Source organism: Leifsonia sp. NPDC014704 (genome assembly GCF_043083605.1).
Classification (GTDB): Bacteria; Actinomycetota; Actinomycetes; order Actinomycetales; family Microbacteriaceae; genus Leifsonia.
The window spans coordinates 1,857,121-1,875,676 of sequence record NZ_JBIBYW010000001.1 but is presented as its reverse complement, the minus strand read 5'-3'; the positions used below and the strand labels follow the sequence as shown (position 1 = coordinate 1,875,676).

The following is an 18,556-nucleotide window of genomic DNA, read 5'->3' as shown; positions in this document are numbered from 1 at the left end:
GCAATTTTGCAGGGAGTGAAATAATCGAAGGCGTGTCAGTGGCCCCCGATTCCACGCTGAACGAGCTCGGACTTCGCGAGCGGAAGCGCATCGCGACCCGTCGCGCGATCCAGCTCGCCGCCGTCGAGCTCGCCAGCGAGCGCGGCTTCGACCGCGTGACGATCGACGAGATCAGTCACGTCGCGAACGTGTCGCCGCGGACCTTCTTCAACTACTTCCCCTCGAAGGAGTCCGCCATCATCGGCGAGCTCCCGGAGCTCCCGGACGAGGAGACCATCGAGGAGTTCGTCTCCGCGGGGCCCAGCCAGCCGATCCTCGACGGGATCAGCACCCTGCTGGTCGCCGCGATCGACTTGGGCGAGACCGGGGACGGGGAAGCCGAAGCGCCGCAGGCGCCCGAGAGCGTCCACCGTCTGCACACCCTCCGCCGGGCCCTTCTCAAGGACAACCCGGAGCTCTTCGCGCTGCGCATGGCCAGCATGCACAAGTTCGAGGATGCGCTGAGCGGTGTCGTCCAGCGCCGTCTCGCTCACGACGACCCGGATCTCGCCGCCGACGAGGAAGCCCTGCACCAGCGCGCCCAGTTGGTGACCTACGTCGCGTTCGCGGGCATGCGGCACGCGTGGTCCTGCTGGGCCGACCACGGCGGTGTCGAGCCGCTCTCCGACCGCCTGCGCAGCTCGTTCGAGCAGCTCTCGGCGCTCGGAGCGCAGGTCCGCTGAGACTGTTCCGGCATGGTCGGCAGTACCCCGCGTGATCGGGTAAGCTATCTTCCTGTGCGCCGGACGGATGTCCGGCCCACGCCGCCCTAGCTCAGTCGGCAGAGCATCTCACTCGTAATGAGAAGGTCAAGGGTTCGATTCCCTTGGGCGGCTCCATCACTTCCTTCTTCCGAAGATCCGGACAGATTCCTCGTGCACATGCGCGCCCCTCGGAGTAGCCTGAGGGCACAAACTGAGGATCAATCAAGTCTGCCCGAGGCTGTCATGGATGCAACATCGAAGTCCCGCCGGGCGCGTGCGCTCGGGCTGTTCACCGCGGTGCTGAGCGCGCTGCTGCTGATCGGAGGAGGTGTCGCGGGCCCGGCGACGGCGGACACCATGCCACCCGATCCGAACGATCCCGCCTCTCCGCCCACCGTGGGGGCGACCGCGCTTCCCACCGTCCAGATCGACGGTGTCGCCTGGGCGCAGACCGTCGTCGGTGACACGGTATACGTCGCCGGCAAGTTCGGCACGGCGCGGCCGGCTGGTTCGCCCGCCGGATCGAACACCACCCCGCGCAGCAACTTCCTCGCCTACAACATCACGACGGGCGCGCTCGTCACGAGCATCAACGTGCCACTGAACGGGCAGGCGCTGGCGATTGCGGCATCCCCAGACGGCGCCCGCGTATACATCGGCGGCGACTTCACGTCGGCAGCCGGGGCCACGTACTACCGCATCGTGGCGATCAGCACGGCCACCGGCCAACCCATCGGCTCCTTCCGGCCGGTCATGGAGAGCCAGGTCCGGGCACTCGCGGTGACGAACACGGCCGTCTACGCGGGCGGGACGTTCTCGAGCGTCAACGGCGTCTCCCGCGGATACATCGCCAAGATCGACGCGTCCAACGGGTCGCTCGTCACCTCGTGGTCGGCGTCGGCCGACAACGTGGTCGACGCGCTCGCGGTGAGCCCGGACGGGAACCGCGTCTACGCCGGGGGCCGCTTCAAGAACGTCAACGGATCCGCGCACTACGGCCTCGCGATGCTGAGCGGTTCGACCGGTTCGGCTCTGCCCTTCCCCGCGAACAGCGTGGTCCGGGATGCCGGAGCTAACGCCAGCATCACCTCCCTCCAGGCGACCAGCGACCGGGTCTACGGCTCCGGTTACGTGTTCGGCAGCGGGGGCAACCTCGAGGGCAGTTTCGCGGCGGACGGCGTGATGGGCTCCCTGATCTGGCTGGAGGACTGCCACGGTGACACCTACTCGATCGTTCCGCTGGGCAATGCGCTGTATGCGGCCGGCCACCCGCATGACTGCCGCAATGTCGGCGGCTTCCCCGAGACCAATCCGCGTACGTTCCACCACACGATCGCGTTCTCGAAGGCCCGCACCGGGACGCTGACCAACGACGGCAACTCGTCGTACGCGAATTTCCGCGGCCAGCCGTCGCCGACCCTCCTCAACTGGTTCCCGGACTATGTGACGGGGTCGTACACCGGTCAGGGCCAGGCGGCGTGGAGCGTCGCGGGGGACAGCCGCTACCTCGTCGTCGGCGGTGAGTTCCCGGCCGTCAACGGGACGGCCCAGTACGGGCTCGTCCGGTTCGCGGCCGACTCGGTCGTGCGCAGTACCACCGGCCCGAACAACAACACGGCACTGACGCCGAACGCCACCTCGCCGACGGCCGGGCAGGCGAAGATCAGCTGGACGGCGACGTACGACCAGGACAACGTCTCCCTGACCTACGCACTCGCGCGGGACGGCGACACGGCGCATCCCATCTCTCAGGTCACCCGCACCTCCACCTTCTGGAACCGGCCCGGGATGTCGTTCACCGACACGGGACTCGCAGGCGGCAGCGCGCACACGTACACGCTGACGGTCACGGATCCCGACGGAAACCGGATCGCCAGAACCGGCAACCGCGTCGTGATCCTCGGCGGCGGAGCGAACCAGCCGCCGACGGCCAGCTTCACCGCCGGAACGAACGGTCTCGCGGTCGCGGTAGACGGCAACGCCTCGAGCGACCCCGACGGCGCGATCGCCTCGTGGAACTGGAACTTCGGCGACGGCGGCACCGCCACCGGGGCGACCGCCGGACACACCTACGCGAACGCCGGTACGTACACGATCACGTTGACCGTGGCGGACAACGTCGGCGCGACGGCGTCGACGACGCGCCAGGTGACCGTCGCAGCGACCAGCGGAAGCACGGTCGCGAAGGACGGCTTCGAGCGGACGCTGACCAGTGGATGGGGATCGGCGGAGGTCGGCGGCGCGTGGACGGCCTCGGGCACGACATCCTTCTACTCGGTCTCGTCCGGGACCGCGCGGATGAACGTCCCGGCCGGTTCGACGCGCACCGAGATGCTCGGCAGCGTGGCGTCGAGCAGGTCGGACACGACGGTCACGTTCACGACGGACTTCGCCCCGACCGGCGGCGGGATCTTCGTCTCGGCGATCGGGCGGCAGCTCGGTTCGGACGTGTACGAGGGTCGTGCGTGGCTCAGCGGCAGCGGGGCCGTGCAGGTGCAGCTGCTCGCCAACGGGACGACCCTGCAGGCGGTGCCCGTCAGCGGGCTGACCTACACTGCGGGGCAGCAGCTCTCGCTGCGGGTCCAGGCTGTCGGCTCCTCACCCACGACGTTGCGCGCGAAGGTCTGGCCGTCGACGCAGGCCGAGCCGGCCGCGTGGCAGGTCACGGCGACCGACTCCACGGCGGGTCTGCAGTCGGCCGGGGGCGTCGGCCTCCGTGCGTACCTCTCGGCCTCCGCGACGGCGACGCCGGTCACGGTGCGTTTCGACAACTTCCTCGTCACCGCGGTGCCCTGACCCTCGCGCATGGTCGCTGTCGGTGGTTGGCTGCGGTCATGGCGGACGAACTGAAGCATGGCGACCATGTCGAGTGGTCCTCGCACGGCGTGGATGTGCCCGGCGAGGTCGAGAAGAAGCTCACCGACGACACTGAAGCGGCCGGACGGACTGTACGGGCGTCGAAAGACGACCCGCAGTACCTCGTGAAGAGCGACAAGACCGGCAAGGAGGCCGTGCACAAGCCCGACGCGCTGCACAAGAAGAAGTGACGGACGGCTCCCGTCAGCCTCGAAACCATCCGTGCTCATACCCTCTACTGTCTGCAGGCGCGCGGATCGTTCCCTTTTCGTGCTGAGGGAATCGCCGCGTTCACCGGCCGGGGGAGCGTAGCAGCATTCAGAAACCCCAGGTAACATACCCGGATGCACGAATCGGACCAGCCGGTCACCGGACCCGACCCGTCGAACCTCCCGACCACTCCCACTCCGCTCGCCGACTCCTCTGCCGGCTCGGAGCCGCCCGCGACCACGGGCTCGGGCCGTCGCGCCGCTGCGCGGCCCGCGCAGTCCGCCGGCCTCGCGGGTGTTGCAGCCGGGGTGCTCGCGACGATCCGGAAGCACCCGAAGACGTGGATGGCCGCAGCCGCCGCCGTCGTCTTCCTGCTGCTGGGGACCGGGAGCGTCGCCCTCGGGGCCACCGTCGGGTCCCCGGCGGCGGCAGCGGGAGCGATCAACAGCGCGACCCCGTCGCCGACGCGGACCGCGACCGCCACCCCGACCCCCACGCCGACCGTCGACCCGGCGCGTCCCGTCCCGGCGAACCAGGCGGCGGCGACGCGCATCCGCACCTGTTCCGTCGCCGGCCTCGCTGCCGACGGCCGCCTCGGAAACCTCGAGGCACAGGTCGTCAACGCCAAAACGGGTCAGACCCTGTTCGACCGCAACGGCGTGAAGCCCGGTCCGACCGCCTCGGTTCTGAAGACGCTCACCTCGGCTGCGGCACTCGCGACCCTGGGCCCGGACTACCGGGTCTCCACGACGGTCGTGGCCGGCAGCACGCCCGGCCAGGTCGTCATCGTCGGCGGCGGAGACGTGACCCTCTCGCGGCTGCCCGACGGTCAGGCGTCCTTCTACACCGGAGCGCCGAAGATCCAGGACCTCGCCAACCAGGTGAAGCAGGCCATGGGCGGCCAGCAGATCACCTCGATCGTGGTGGACGCGTCCCTCTTCGGGGCCCCGTTCTGGCAGCCGAGCTGGGACGAGCGCGAGGAGCGGGTCGTCGAGGGTTCGACCCCGTACATGACCGCGCTCATGGTCGACGGTGACCGTGACGACCCGACCGCCGTCGAGTCACCGCGCAGCACCGATCCGGTGGGTCGTGCCGTGCAGTACTTCCAGCAGTTCCTCGGCACCAACGTCGGCGTGAGCCACGGAGTCGCGCCGGCCGGCGCCCGCCAGCTGGGCGTCGTGCAGTCGCAGCCGGTCACGACACTGATCGATCAGGCGATGCGCGTCTCCGACAACACGATCATGGAGGAGCTCGCCCGCCTCGTCGCTATCAAGAACGGCGCGGGCAACACCTTCGACGCTCTGAACGCCGGCGTGCTCGCCGGGCTGAAGGGCTACGGGATCGACACCTCCGGGATCCACATCGCCGACGGCTCCGGCCTCAGCGGCGACAACGCCGTTCCGCCGTCGTACCTGACGCAGCTGTTCATCAAGGTGCTCAACCGCCAGAACGGCCTCGGCGTCGTCTACGACGGACTGCCCGTCGCCGGGCAGTCCGGAACGCTCGGCCCCGGCTACAACCGGTTCACCGGAGCCAACTCCGTCGCGCGCGGCGCGGTGTTCGCCAAGACCGGCTGGATCGACAACGGGTACACCCTCTCCGGCATCATCAACGCGGCCGACGGCACACCCCTGACCTTCGCCGTCTTCGCGCTCGGACCGGTGAGCGACAACGCGAAACAGGCGATCGACACGCTCGTCACCGGCTTCTACAAGTGCGGTGACAACCTCTCCAACGGCTGAGCCGGCCGGCGCAGCGACGACCATCACCGGGAGGACGGGAATGGGCAAGGCGCTCTTCATCGTGGACGTCCAGAAGGACTTCACCGAGGGAGGCGCGCTCGGTGTCGAGGGAGGGGCCGCGGTCGCGGCGGGCGTCACCGCCTTCCTCCAGGAACACGCCGACGAGTACGAGGTGATCGTCGCCAGCCGCGACTGGCACGACGCCGGCAACGACAACGGCGGCCATTTCGCGACGGACGACGAGCCGGATTTCGTGGAGAGCTGGCCGCGGCACTGCGTCGCGGGCACTCGCGGTGCCGAGTATCACCCGGCGTTCGACACCTCGCGCGTGACGTTCCACGTCCGCAAAGGACAGGGCGTGCCGGCGTACTCGCTGTTCGAGGGCCGTACGGAGGAGGGCGCCACGGTGCACGAGATCCTCGAGGAGCGGGGCATCCACACCATCGACGTGGCGGGGATCGCGACCGACTACTGCGTTCGGGCGTCGGCTCTGGATGCTCTCGCCCACGGTCAGCACGTCCGCGTGCTGACCTCACTGGTCGCTGGAGTGGCGGAGACGTCCTCGCAGGCGGCGCTCGCGGAGCTGGCGCACGCAGGGGCGGAACTGGTGGACTGACGCCCGCGAGCTTCCGCGTGGACGCTCGGCGGCATCCACGGTAGGGTGATTGCTAGCTCATCTAGTAATCAGGAGGCGAAGTGTCGAAGCACGCTCCGGAGCGGACCACGGAGGCTCGCGTGCCCGCCCGCTGGCTGCGCATCGTCGTACCGACCGTGCTGGTGCTCATCTGGCTGGTCCTCGCCGGTATCGGCGGTCCCACCTTCGGCAAGTTGTCCGGTGTCTCCAGCAACGACCAGGCGGCGTTCCTCCCGGCCAGTGCCGAGTCGACCGAGGTGCAGGACTGGCAGAAGCGGTTCACCGACTCCGGCTCCATCCCCGCGATCGTGGTCGTCGAGGCCGACGAGAGCATCCCGAAGAGCGAGCTGGGCACGACGTATGCCGACCTCGGCGAGAAGCTCGGCGAGGTCGACGGAGTGGAGCCTGCGCCCGAGGGGCAGCCCACGAGCGTCGCGGGGCCCATCCCCTCGGAGGACGGGCTCGCCGTCGAGTACATCGTCCCGATCTCCGACTCCGATGAGCTGAAGTCGGTCGTCGCGGACCTCCGCGCGGTCGCCGATGACGCCGTGCCCGAGGGTGCGCAGGTGTGGGTCACCGGTCCGGCCGGCCTCACCGCGGATCTGGTGAACGCGTTCGGCGGCATCGATGGCATCCTGCTCCTTGTCGCCGTCGCGGCAGTCTTCGTCATCCTCCTGCTGGTCTACCGGGCCCTGCTCCTGCCCTTCCTGGTGCTGCTGACCTCGGTCTTCGCCCTGTGCGCGGCGATCCTGATCGTCTACCTGTTCGCCCTCTGGGGATGGATCAAGCTGTCCGGCCAGAGCCAGGGCATTTTGTCGATCCTCGTGATCGGGGCTGCGACCGACTACTCTCTGCTGCTCGTCTCGCGCTACCGGGAGGCGCTCGAGGTCGAGGAATCGCGGTGGGTGGCCATCGTGCGCGCCTGGAAGGCGTCGTTCGAGCCGATCGTCGCCTCCGGCGCGACCGTGATCCTGGCCCTGCTGTGCCTGCTGTTCTCCGACCTGAACTCGAACAAGAGCCTGGGGCCGATCGCGGCGATCGGCATCGTGTTCTCCCTGTTCTCGGCTCTCACGTTCCTCCCCGCCCTGCTGGCCGTGTTCGGGCGGGCGTCGTTCTGGCCGTTCCGGCCGGTCGTCGGCGGGCAAGCGCACAAGCACGTCGAAGGCACCACACTGACGGGTCTCGAAGGCGTTCGCGGGGTCTGGCGGCGCGTCGGCGGCCTGATCGCCCGACGCCCGCGCGTGACCTGGATCGTGTCGTTCGTCCTGCTCGTGGCCTGCGCGTTGGGGCTCACGCAGCTGAAGGCGAACGGCGTGCAGCAGACCGACGTCATCCTCTCGCAGTCCGACGCCGTCGACGGGCAGGCCGTGGTCGCCAAGCACTTCGACGCGGGTTCCGGCTCACCGGTGCTCATCGTCGCGCCGGAGAGCGAAGCGGAGGCCGTGCTCACCGCGACCGAGAAGACGGACGGCATCGCCTCCGCCGCCTTCTACACCGGGGGAGGTCGGCCGCAGCCAGGAGTGCCGGCCGATCCCGTTGTGAAAGACGGCCACGTCCTCATCCAGGCGACCCTCGCCTCCGAGCCCGACTCCGCTGAGGCCGAAGACGTGGTGAAGGGGCTCCGCGACTCGCTCTCCAGTGACGGCTCGGTGCCGGTCGGCGGAGTGACGGCGATCGCGCTCGACACCAACGAGACGGCGCAGAGCGACCTGATCAAGATCATCCCGATCGTGCTCGCGGTGATCCTCCTCATCCTGATGCTGCTGCTCCGTTCCATCGTCGCGCCGGTGATCCTGATCGGCAGCGTCGTGCTGTCGTACGCGGCCGCGCTCGGGGTCTCGGCGCTCGTCTTCAACCTTGTCTTCGGCTTCCCGGGGGCGGATGCGGCGGTGCCGCTGTTCGGGTTCGTCTTCTTAGTGGCGTTGGGCGTGGACTACAACATCTTCCTGATGACAAGGGTGAGGGAGGAGTCGCTGCGCATCGGAACCCGGCCCGGGATCCTGCGCGGTCTGGGACTGACCGGCAGCGTGATCACGTCGGCCGGGATCGTGCTGGCGGCGACCTTCGCAGCGCTTGCGGTCATCCCGATCCTGTTCCTCGTGCAGATCGCGTTCATCGTCGCCTTCGGTGTCCTCCTCGACACCGTGGTAGTGCGGTCCCTGCTGGTGCCGGCGGTGTCCTACGACATCGGCCGCGCCATCTGGTGGCCGTCGAAGCTGTCACGTAGCAAGATGCATAGCGAGAGGGCGGAAGTCTCGTCCTGATCGGGCAGTCTGACCAGCCCGGACTGTGCGTCTTGCTCGATCGCGGCGGGTGCGCGAAAGTGGCGTCATGACCATGACCACCACCGAGCGCGCCGCCGCGGCGCGCCCCGACGATGCAGCACTGCTCCGGCGGCTGTACCGGACGATGGCGACCGTCCGGCGCCTCGACCTCGACGGGGTCGCGATGCAGCGCCAGGGCATCATCCCCGGCTACGCCCCGATGCGCGGTCAGGAGGCCGCCCAGGTCGGCAGCGCCGCCGCCCTCGACCTCACCCGCGACTTCGCCTTCCCGACCTACCGCGAGCTCGGCGTCGCGGTCGCCATGGGCGTCGACCCGGTCGCCTACCTGGCGTCGCACCAGGGCGCGTGGCACGGCGGACTCTGGGATGCGGCAGCCGCGCGACTCGCGCCCATCAACGCCGTGGTCGGCGGGGCCGTCACGCACGCCGTCGGCTGGGCGCTGGGCGCGAAGCTCGACCGCACCGGGGGAGTGGCGATCGCGTACTTCGGCGACGGCGCCAGCTCGCAGGGCGACATCCACGAGGCCATGAACACCGCGGCTGTCTCGCAACTCCCCGTCGTGTTCTTCTGCCAGAACAACGGCTGGGCGATCTCCGTGCCCACCGAGCAGCAAGTCGCCGGCGGGTCCGTCGCGGCGCGCGGCGCCGGATACGGGATGCCGGGCGTGCGCATCGACGGCAACGACGTCCTCGCCGTCTACGACGCCACCACCGAGGCGCTGGAGCGTGCCCGCACCGGCGGCGGCCCAACCATCATCGAGGCGATGACCTACCGTATGGGCCCGCACTCCACCTCCGACGACCCCGGCCGCTACCGCACCCTCGACGAGGAGCAGAGCTGGCTCGCCCGCGACCCGCTCGCCCTCTGCGAGGAGCAGCTGCGCCGGACGGGCACCGTCGGCGACGAGTTCTTCGCCGAGGTCGCCGACACCGCCGGCGCCCTCGCCGACCGCGTGCGCGACGACGTGGCCGCCCTCGGGGGCCGCCCCGCTGAGGAGATGTTCGACTTCGTCTTCTCCGACCCGCCCGCCGCCCTGCTCGGACAGCGCCGAGCCTGGGAGGAGTCCCGTCTTGGCTGAGCTCACCACGATGCAGCGGGCCCTGAACCGCGCGCTCGACGACGCGCTCGCCGCCGACGACCGCACCCTCGTCTTCGGCGAAGACGTCGGAACCCTCGGCGGCGTCTTCCGCGTCACGGACGGTCTCAAGGCCAAGTACGGCGGCGACCGCGTCTTCGACACCACGCTCGCCGAGTCCGGGATCATGGGCATGGCGGTCGGGCTCGCGATGGCCGGCTGGCGGCCGGTGCCGGAGATCCAGTTCGACGGCTTCTCGTATCCCGCCGTCGACCAGATCGTCAACCAGGTCGCGCGCATGCATTACCGCAGCCGCGGCGCGTTCGGGATGCCGATCACGCTGCGCCTGCCGAGCTTCGGCGGCATCCGCGCGCCCGAGCACCACGGCGAGAGCCTGGAGGCGCTGTTCGCGCACGTGCCCGGGCTCAAGGTCGCCGCACCCTCGACGCCTGCTGAGGCCTACACGCTGCTGCGGCAGTCGATCGAAGACCCGGACCCGGTCATCTTCCTGGAGCCGAAGTCGCGCTACTGGCACAAGGAGTCGGTCTCGCTGGACGAGCCGGAGGAGCGCCTGCCGGTCGGGACCTCCCGCGTCGTCCGCCCGGGCAAGCACGTCACCCTGGTCGCGTGGGGCGCCATGGTCGCCCGTTGCCTCCAGGCGGCGGAGCTCGGCGCCGAGGACGGCGTGGAGATCGAGGTCGTCGACCTGCGCTGGCTCAAGCCGATCGACGCCGACGGGCTCGCCGCCTCCGTGGCCCGCACGCGGCGTGCCGTCGTCGTCCACGAGGCGCCGCTGACCGCCGGGCTCGGCGCCGAGGTGAGCACCCTCATCACCGAGCGCTGCTTCGACGACCTGAAGGCGCCCGTCCAGCGCGTCACCGGGTGGGACGTGCCCTACCCGTCGCCGGTGCTGGAGGATGAGTACCTGCCGTCCATCGACCGCATCCTGGACGCCGTCCAGAAGACCCTGGAGTACCGCCGTGGCTGAACGAACCTTCGACCTCCCCGACCTGGGTGAGGGCCTGCAGGAGGCAACCGTGCTGGAGTGGCTGGTCGCCGAGGGCGACCATGTCGAGCGCAACGCTCCGCTCGTCGAGGTCGAGACGACCAAATCGGCCGTCGAGCTGCCGTCCCCGCAGTCCGGCGTGGTCGCGCGGTTCCACGTCGCCGAGGGCGAGGCGCTCGAGGTGGGCGCCCCGCTCGTGACGTTCACCGTCGAGGACGACCAGGCCGGCATCGTCGGCACCGTCCCGACGGAGGAGGCCCCGCGCCGCCGCGTGCGTCTCTCCCTGCCGGAGGACTGACCCGCGATGCGAATCCACGTCGAGAGGCACCCGGGCGAGGACCCCGTGCTGCTGGTCCACGGCTTCGCGTCGACCGGCTCGCTCACCTGGGACGCGACCGGCTGGATCCGCGCGCTCGCCGAGGCGGGTCGCGGCGCGATCGTCCCGGACCTCCGCGGTCACGGCGCCAGCGAGGCGCCGCACGACGCCGACGCGTACTCGCCCGACATCCTCGCCGGCGACCTCCTTGCCGTCCTCGACGAGCAGGATGTCGAACGCGTGGATGTGATGGGCTACTCGATGGGCAGCTGGGTGTCGCTCGCGCTCGCCGCACTGGCGCCCGACCGCGTCCGCCGGCTCGTGATCGGCGGCGTCGGCACGGTCGAGCAGTTCGGACATTGGGGGGTCTCGGCGGTGCAGTCCGCCCTGCGCGACGACGCCTCCGCGCTCGACCCCGCCAGTCCGCTGGCGCCGCTCCTCGCCTCCCTGCGCCAGGCGCCGGGCGTCGACCGCGAGGCGCTCGCCGCCTGCGCCGCCGGGATGGCCGCCCACCCGCTCCCGCTCGCGAGCTCCGTCCCCACGATGCTCGTCGTCGGCGACGCCGACCCGGTGGCCGACGGCGCCGAGGAGGCCGCGCGCCTGCTGGGCGCCGAGCGGGTCGTCCTGCCGCGCCGCAACCACGTCACCACCCTGAGCGCCCGCGGCTTCAAGCAGGCTGCTCTGCCCTTCCTGGGAGCTTCGGTCAGCGTGCCGTAATCTTCCATCTGACATTCGCGTCATGAACGCGAACGGGATGCGTCGTACTAATCGTGCGGCGCATTTCTCATAGTTCCTTCGCAGCTTCCCGGCTGGTTCTCTCCTTCATCGCCACAGCGCTGCTCTGCGCTGGGCTGACTTTAGCCGCTGCGCCGCTCGCGGCCACGGCATCCACATCTGCAGCAGCACCCTGTCCCGCCACGGCTGACGTCTCCGCGTGCGACGCTGATCGGGACACGATCCCGGACACGGTGGAGCGGACCGTCTGCCGTTCTGCCACCTGCGCGTCCGGCCGTGAGGACCGCGACCAAGACGGTGTCCCCGACTGGGTCGAGGTCGTGGCGTGCAACTCGAACACGTGCGCGTCCTCCACGAAGGACTCTGTCGGCGACGGCATCCCGGACTTTGCGCGCCAGATCGTGTGCGGGTCCGCCACCTGCTACACAGGCAACGCCGACGTCAACGGCAATGGCGTCCCCTTGTGGGCCTCGGTCGTCATCTGCGGGACAACCGCGTGCGCAACCGGACACGAGGACTATGACGCCGACGGCGTGTCCGATGCGATCGAACTAACGGCCTGCGTGGTCCCCAGGGGTGGGCTGGCAAGCACTGGATCCACCATCGCGATCTGGCTCATCGTCGCACTGGGCGCCGGACTGATCACCACGGGGCTGGTTCTGGCGCGCAAGCGTCACCTGTTCGCCGCCGCCGTTCGCACGGACGCGGTCGTCTGATGCGCGCAACCATCCTGCGCGGCCTCGTGGCCGCGACGGCGATCACCGCGCTGACCGTCAGCGGTACGGCGACTCCCGCAGAGGCGTCGCCCTGGGAGAAGGCTCGGCGTACTGCCGCCGCGACGCTCGCCGAGGTGCGCGCAGCGGCGACCGAATCCCAGGTGCGTATCGCTGCCGCTACGCAGCCCCCGGCGCCGGAGGCTGAAGGCACCGTCCGGCCGGACAAGGGGACGATCGTCGCCGCCGAGGGTGCCGGAGTCTCGGCGACGTTCTCGGGCAACGATCTGCCCGGGGAACTCTCCATCTCCGTCGGCGCGGCCGCACGAGACGCCCTCGTGTCCGCGCAGGCGGAGCAGCCTGGAGGCGGAATCCCGGTGTCGGAACCCGTGCAGATCAGCGCGGTCGATGCGGCGGGCAAACCCCACACCGCGTTCCCGGCCAAGCGCGTGCACACCCGCGGCGGTGGGAAGAAGGGCCCGATCGTCTCCGACATCGTCCCCGGGGTCGCCTTGACCATCGCCCCGGACAAGGATGTGATCGAGGCGCAGGGCGTCGACCCCTCGACCTTGAAGATCTACACCCGCGAGAAGCCGGGCGAGCCTTGGGCGGCTCTGCCCTCGTACTACGACGAGAAGAAGGGCGTCGTGCGCGGGGAATCCACGCATCTCTCGCAATTCGTCGTCATCGGCATCAAGTTCGTGCCACCGCCGGGCCCGGTCGTCGTCCTCGATCCGGACAACGACGAGGGTCATGTGACGACGCCGGCTCCGCCTGTCTCGGAACTCGGATACAACATCCGGCTGGCCCAGCAGGTCGCAGCGCTCTTGCGGCAAGACTGCCGCGCCTCCGTTGTGATCACCCGGGAGGACCCGTCCGTCCCGTTCATCAGCCGCGAGACGCGAGCGGGCATGATCGGCGCGTCGAACCCGGTCGCGACATTGGGCGTCGGCTTCAACACTCTGGACGGCGAATCGTGGGGCGGCGTCGATCCTGCGTTGGGCGGTTCTCAGGTCTACTCGCGCGGAGGGGCTTCCGACGACGCTCTGTCGAACTCGCTGGTCGGCAATCTGCCGACCTACACGACGCGCCCGGCGAAGAACATGGGAAACAACGGGAACTTTCCCGGCAGCGAGTTCGACGGCGTACCGGGAGCATTCACGCACCTCGAAGCGTTGTTTCTCGACAACAACCTCGACCGGGCGATGGCGGATGACGGCTTCTCCTACATCGCAAGCGGAGTGCTCACCGGCCTGGGTAAGTGGCTCGAGACGCAGGGATTCGACTGCACCGACCCGGTTACCGGCGGCTGGCCCTCACCGCCGACGGCAGCGGAAATCGCTCGCTGGCGGATGCTCGGACTCCAGAACTACCTCACCTACGGTGGCGAGCCGTTCTCCTTCTCGACCGGAAACCTCGTGGAGCAGGAAAAGCTCTTCTCCTTGCCCGGCCTTGGCGGATCCACCACCGAACTGACCCTCTTCTACAACTCGCAGGACGGCCGGCTCTCCCGCGTCGGGGCGGGATGGTCGTTCGGTCTGAGCGCGCGAGCCCAACGGTTTAGCGACGGCAGCGTGATGGTGGTCCGGGGCGACGGAGCGAGCTTCGTCTTCGCGCCGGACGGCCACGGAGGCTACTCCGCAGAACCGGGGTTGCATCAGACACTTTCCGAACAACCCGGGGGACACCTGCAGCTGAAGGATGTCTCCGGCGAGTCGTGGGTTTTCGATGCCGGCGACATCGAGGGCATCGGCGAGTTGATCTCTCACACGGACGCGAGCGGGAACATCACCACGCTGAGCTATGGCCCGGCGAATCCCGAGGTGCACCAGTTCGCGCCGCTGAGCTCGATCACCGTCCCTGGAGGCCAGGTGATCCAGGTCGAATCGGATGCCGTCGGTCGCGTGGCGGCCTTCGTCCGACCCGGCGGAGACCGGTGGTCGATGTCGTACGACGCGTCGGGTGACCTCACCACCGTGACCCTCCCGGACGGGCGGACGCATCGCTTCGGCTACGACGGCACGCACCAGCTGGTGACGGCGATCGATGCGACGGGCACGCAATACCTGAAGAACGAGTACGACTCCGCCGGCAGGATCACCAAACAGTGGGATGCGGCGGGCAAGCTCCGGACCCTCGACTACTCCACGCCGGGCCAGACGACTTACACCGACACCCTCGGACGTGTCAGCATCTACTACTTCGACGCCTCGTTCCGGGTGACGAAGGTGAAGCATCCGGACGGTACGACGGCGTCGTTCCGCTTCGACAGCCAGAACAACGTCACGCAATCGACGGACGAGAACGCGCACACCACGACGTACACGTACGACGGCTCCGGCAACATCCTGACCGAGACGGCTCCCAACGGCCGGGTGACCAAATACACCTACACACCCTCAGGTCTTGTCGCGACGAAGACGGACGCCGGCGGGGTGAAGGGCGCAGCCCGTGCGTGGGCGTACGAATACGACGGGGCCGGTCACCTCACGGTGATCCATCAGCCCGATGGGACCACCGTCACGAACCGGTACGACGCGAGTGGGAATCTCGTGTCGGTCACGCAGCCGTCGGGTGGCGCAACGACGTACGGCCATGACGCGTCGGGCAACGTCACGACGGTCACCGACCCCGCGGGCGGCGTCACGCGCTACGCCTACGATGACGCCGGGCGCATCACCTCCGCGACGGACCCGAACGGCCACGTGACCGCTTACGCGTGGGATAACGGCGACCGGGTGACGCGGGTGACGGACGCTGGCGGCGGAGTGACGGCCTACGCGTACGAGCCGAACGACCATGTCGCCGCGGTGACCGATCCACTCGGCGGAAAGAGCACCTTCACGTGGGACGCGCTCTTCCATCTCACGGCTGCGACCACCCCGAGCGGAGGATCGAGCGCCTACGCCTACGATTCCGAGGACTCCCTGCTGAGCCAGACGGATCCACTCGGTGCCGCCACGACGTACGCGACAGACGGTCAGGACCGGGTGACCGCGACGACCGATGCCAACGGAGGGACCTTTACCCGGGCGTACGACGGCGTGGGGAACGTGACGTCCGTCACGTCTCCGAGCGGCGCAACGACCACCTACCGGTACGACGCCATGGGCAACCTCACCGAGCAGAAGGACGCCACCGGCGCGACGACACGGTACGGCTACGACGCGGTCGGCCGGATGGTTCAGCAGATCGATCCGGACGGGGTCCGGACCCGTTACACGTACGACGTGATGGATAGGGTCACCCGGATCACGGACGGCTTGGGCAAGCACGCGGACTATGGGTACGACGTCGACGGCAACCTCATATCGGTGACGAACCGCAACGGCAATGCGACAGTCTTCAGATATGACGCGGCCGGTCGCGTCACCGCATCCACGTCACCCCTGGGCGAGACGACGACCTTCGCGTACGACGCTGCCGGCAACCTGACCGCGACGACCGACCCGCTGGGCCGGACAACGAGCACCGCCTACTCTCCGACGGGCCAGGTCGCGTCGACGACCGACCCTGCGGGCAACGTCACGACGTACGCCTACGACGCCGCGGGGAGACGGACCTCGGTGACGGATCCCAACGGCCACACCACGCAGTTCGCATTCGATGCGGATGGCAGGCAGACGTCGGTGACCGACCCGACCGGCGCGGTCACCGCGTACGGCTACGATGCGGCCGGCCAGCAGACCTCGGTGTCGACGCCGAACGGCAGCACAACGCGCTACAGCTACGACCCGTCGGGCCAGCTGATCACGGTGGTCGAGGCGTACTCGAAGGGTGGGAAGGCCACTCCGACCGCGAACGTGGCAACTAACTATGCGTATGACCCCGACGGCAATCTGATCCGCGTCACCGATCCGAACGGTCATGCCACCACGTACACGGCGGACGCCGCCGGACGGGTCACGAGTGAGCGCAACGCCGTCGGCAACACGACCAGGACCACCTACACCGCAGGGGGCCGGACGGCTTCGGTCGTCACCGGGACCGGTGCGACGACGGCGTACAGCTACGACCGTCGCGGAAGCGTGACGCGCCAGGACGCGGCCGGTGTCATCGCGACCTTCGAATACGACGCCGAGCAGAACCTCATCGCCGTGAAGGACCCCGCCGGCATCACCGGCTTCGTCTATGACGAGGACGGGCGCACGACGATGCAGGTGGACCAGCAGGGTGGCAGACTGTCGACCGCCTACGACAAGGCGGGCCAGACCACTCAGGTGACGCTTCCCACGGGACAGAAGCTCTCCTACACCTACGACCAGGCGGGCAACGCGACGTCGCAGTCGTCGCCGTGGGGCTCCTTGTCCTACCGATGGGATGCGGCAGGGCTTCTGACGGAGCAGGCTCGCTCGACGGGCGTGACCAGCCGTTACGCCTACGACGCCGCCGACCGGGTGACCGGGATCACGCACACGGCACCGCAGCCGGCGACGACGTCCTCGCCGTCGCCCACTCCGACAGCTGCGCCCTACGCGAAGGGCGACGTGACGGCAACGAAGTGCACGGGCGTCGCGGGCTACCTGGGTGCGCGCGCCCGGTCGACGAGCTCGGCCCCGCTCTGTAAGAGCACCGACGCGTACCTGAACGGTCGGACGGTGCCTTCTCCCGCGAATCCGGTGGCTGACGGCGGCTCGCTCTCGTACGGGTACACCTATGACGGAAACGGCAACGTGGTCGCCGCATCGCGGTCGATCCAGTCGGCGCCGAACGAGTTGGCGGAGGCAGGTTCTGACAGACCCTCGAAGCCGGCCTCGGTGAAGAAGTCGACGGTGACCTATGCGTATGACGCTTTGGACCGGTTGACCGCGTCCACCTCGTCGTCGGGTGAGAAGAACACGTACGCGTACGATGCGGCCGGGAATCGCATCGGGTGGTCGCGCTCGGGTGCGAAGGATGGCGATTTCCGTCAGCGGGCGACGTTCAATGACGCCAACCAGCTGACCCAATCCGAGACGACCGGCCGGGGTCGGGGCGTCGCGGCCGGGATCGCGTCCTACTCCTACGACCGTGCCGGCAACCGGGTGTCTCAGTCGGTGGGTGGAACCGCGACCCGGTTCGGCTACAACCCTGCTGGGCAGACCACGCAGGTGAGCCGGGAGGGCCGGACCACTTCGTACGGGTATGACGGTCTGGGTCGCCGGACCACGGCGACGGAGGAGTCCCGGTACGGTACCTCGACCACGCGCACGAGCTTCGACGGAGGAGTCCCGGTACGGTACCTCGACCACGCGCACGAGCTTCGACGGCCTGGATCCCGTGCAGTCGACCACGGCCGGTGCCGGCACGACGACGTTGATCCGGGATGCCGTGGGTGCTTTGGCCGAGCATGTCGCCGCGAACGGGGAGCCGACCTGGGACCTGCTGGACCGGTTGGGTTCCACCGTCGCCGGCGCGACGGGTGCGTCGATCACGCAGTTGTCGTCGTACGACGACTGGGGTGCCCAGCAGTTCGAGACGACGGGCTGGTCGGCCCCGGAGAACTTCACCGGTGAAACCACGGACCCCACCCAGGGCCTGAACCACTACTACGCGCGCGCCTACGACCCGTCGGCCGCCGCCTGGACAAGCCAGGACCCGTGGCGCGGAACCACGGATGAGCCGCGGTCGCAGCACCGATACGGTTATGGCTGGAACAACCCGACCAGCAATCGTGACGTCGACGGCAACCTCTGCGCACGCGTCAACCCGAAGTCCGATGCCCTCCCGGTGGGTTGTGGGGCGACTCCGGTGCAGGCACGAGACAACGTCGTGGACCGCTCCAAACCACCTGTCGCACCGCAACCCCCACGCGAGCACCCGAAGGCAGACAAGCCGAAGGCGGAAGGCCCCAACTCGCAGAACAACATTCAGGATCGGCATACCTGGGAAGTGGTGGCAGATATCTTGGGGATTGTGGGTTCCATCGCCGGATTGGCTGCCCTAATCCCATCCCCAATTCAGTCAGTCTTGGGCGCAGTTGCGGGTATCGCATCCTCGGCTAGCACAGTCATTTCATGTCTACTCGGTGGAAGTCAGCTGTCCGGTTGCATCATCGGAATCGTGCTGGCGCTCATTCCCGGGATCGGCGCGGCGGCGAAGGTGGCCGTCAAGGGGTGGGTGAAGGACGCTGTCAAGGGCATAGTCGATGCGTTGGGTGCATCGGGTAACGCTCTGGGACTCGCCATGAGTGGGGGTGACCTGTATGTCAAAGCACGACCGTAGTCTTTCGAATGTTCCACTCGTCCCTGGACCGTCTGCT

13 protein-coding genes and 1 tRNA gene are annotated in these 18,556 nt (G+C 68.9%); all 14 read left to right on the top strand.

Annotated elements, in window-relative coordinates; translation table 11 throughout:
• The first annotated feature begins 38 nt into the window (after positions 1–38).
• The 14 genes from ACF1AJ_RS09135 (at position 39) to ACF1AJ_RS09070 (ending at position 18,519) form a co-directional block, all read left to right on the top strand.
• Positions 39–722: a TetR family transcriptional regulator gene (locus tag ACF1AJ_RS09135; protein WP_391507034.1), complete on the top strand. Its 684-nt coding sequence runs from the start codon at positions 39–41 to the stop codon at positions 720–722.
• A gap of 80 nt (positions 723–802) precedes the next feature.
• Positions 803–878: transfer RNA gene (locus tag ACF1AJ_RS09130), tRNA-Thr, on the top strand.
• Between the two features lie 108 nt (positions 879–986).
• Entirely contained in the window at positions 987–3,539 is a 2,553-nt protein-coding gene (locus ACF1AJ_RS09125) for a PKD domain-containing protein (protein WP_391507033.1), read from the top strand.
• 38 nt (positions 3,540–3,577) lie between these two features.
• Positions 3,578–3,790 (top strand): DUF2945 domain-containing protein, encoded by a 213-nt coding sequence (locus ACF1AJ_RS09120; protein ID WP_020075491.1) that lies wholly within the window; start codon positions 3,578–3,580, stop codon positions 3,788–3,790.
• Positions 3,791–3,943: 153 nt separating this feature from the next.
• Entirely contained in the window at positions 3,944–5,551 is a 1,608-nt protein-coding gene (locus ACF1AJ_RS09115; RefSeq protein WP_391507032.1) for a D-alanyl-D-alanine carboxypeptidase/D-alanyl-D-alanine-endopeptidase, read from the top strand.
• A 40-nt stretch (positions 5,552–5,591) separates the two neighbouring features.
• A complete protein-coding gene (locus tag ACF1AJ_RS09110; RefSeq protein ID WP_391507460.1) occupies positions 5,592–6,167 on the top strand; it encodes an isochorismatase family protein in 576 nt (191 codons plus the stop codon).
• A gap of 80 nt (positions 6,168–6,247) precedes the next feature.
• Entirely contained in the window at positions 6,248–8,449 is a 2,202-nt protein-coding gene (locus tag ACF1AJ_RS09105; RefSeq protein WP_391507031.1) for an MMPL family transporter, read from the top strand.
• A 67-nt stretch (positions 8,450–8,516) separates the two neighbouring features.
• Entirely contained in the window at positions 8,517–9,548 is a 1,032-nt protein-coding gene (locus ACF1AJ_RS09100) for a thiamine pyrophosphate-dependent enzyme (RefSeq protein ID WP_391507030.1), read from the top strand.
• 10 nt (positions 9,549–9,558) lie between these two features.
• Positions 9,559–10,533: an alpha-ketoacid dehydrogenase subunit beta gene (locus ACF1AJ_RS09095; RefSeq protein ID WP_391507459.1), complete on the top strand. Its 975-nt coding sequence runs from the start codon at positions 9,559–9,561 to the stop codon at positions 10,531–10,533.
• A complete protein-coding gene (locus tag ACF1AJ_RS09090; RefSeq protein ID WP_018189959.1) occupies positions 10,526–10,849 on the top strand; it encodes a biotin/lipoyl-containing protein in 324 nt (107 codons plus the stop codon). Before ACF1AJ_RS09095 ends, ACF1AJ_RS09090 begins: the two co-directional genes overlap by 8 nt.
• Positions 10,850–10,855: 6 nt before the next feature.
• Positions 10,856–11,584, top strand: a complete 729-nt coding sequence (locus ACF1AJ_RS09085) for an alpha/beta fold hydrolase (protein ID WP_391507029.1) — start codon at positions 10,856–10,858, stop codon at positions 11,582–11,584.
• A gap of 251 nt (positions 11,585–11,835) precedes the next feature.
• Complete coding sequence (locus ACF1AJ_RS09080; protein WP_391507028.1) at positions 11,836–12,318, top strand: LPXTG cell wall anchor domain-containing protein; 483 nt, start codon at positions 11,836–11,838, stop codon at positions 12,316–12,318.
• A complete protein-coding gene (locus ACF1AJ_RS09075) occupies positions 12,318–17,810 on the top strand; it encodes a DUF6531 domain-containing protein (protein ID WP_391507027.1) in 5,493 nt (1,830 codons plus the stop codon). The genes ACF1AJ_RS09080 and ACF1AJ_RS09075 overlap by 1 nt, the downstream gene beginning before the upstream one ends.
• Positions 17,734–18,519: an RHS repeat-associated core domain-containing protein gene (locus tag ACF1AJ_RS09070; RefSeq protein WP_391507026.1), complete on the top strand. Its 786-nt coding sequence runs from the start codon at positions 17,734–17,736 to the stop codon at positions 18,517–18,519. Before ACF1AJ_RS09075 ends, ACF1AJ_RS09070 begins: the two co-directional genes overlap by 77 nt.
• The last annotated feature ends 37 nt before the right edge of the window (positions 18,520–18,556 follow it).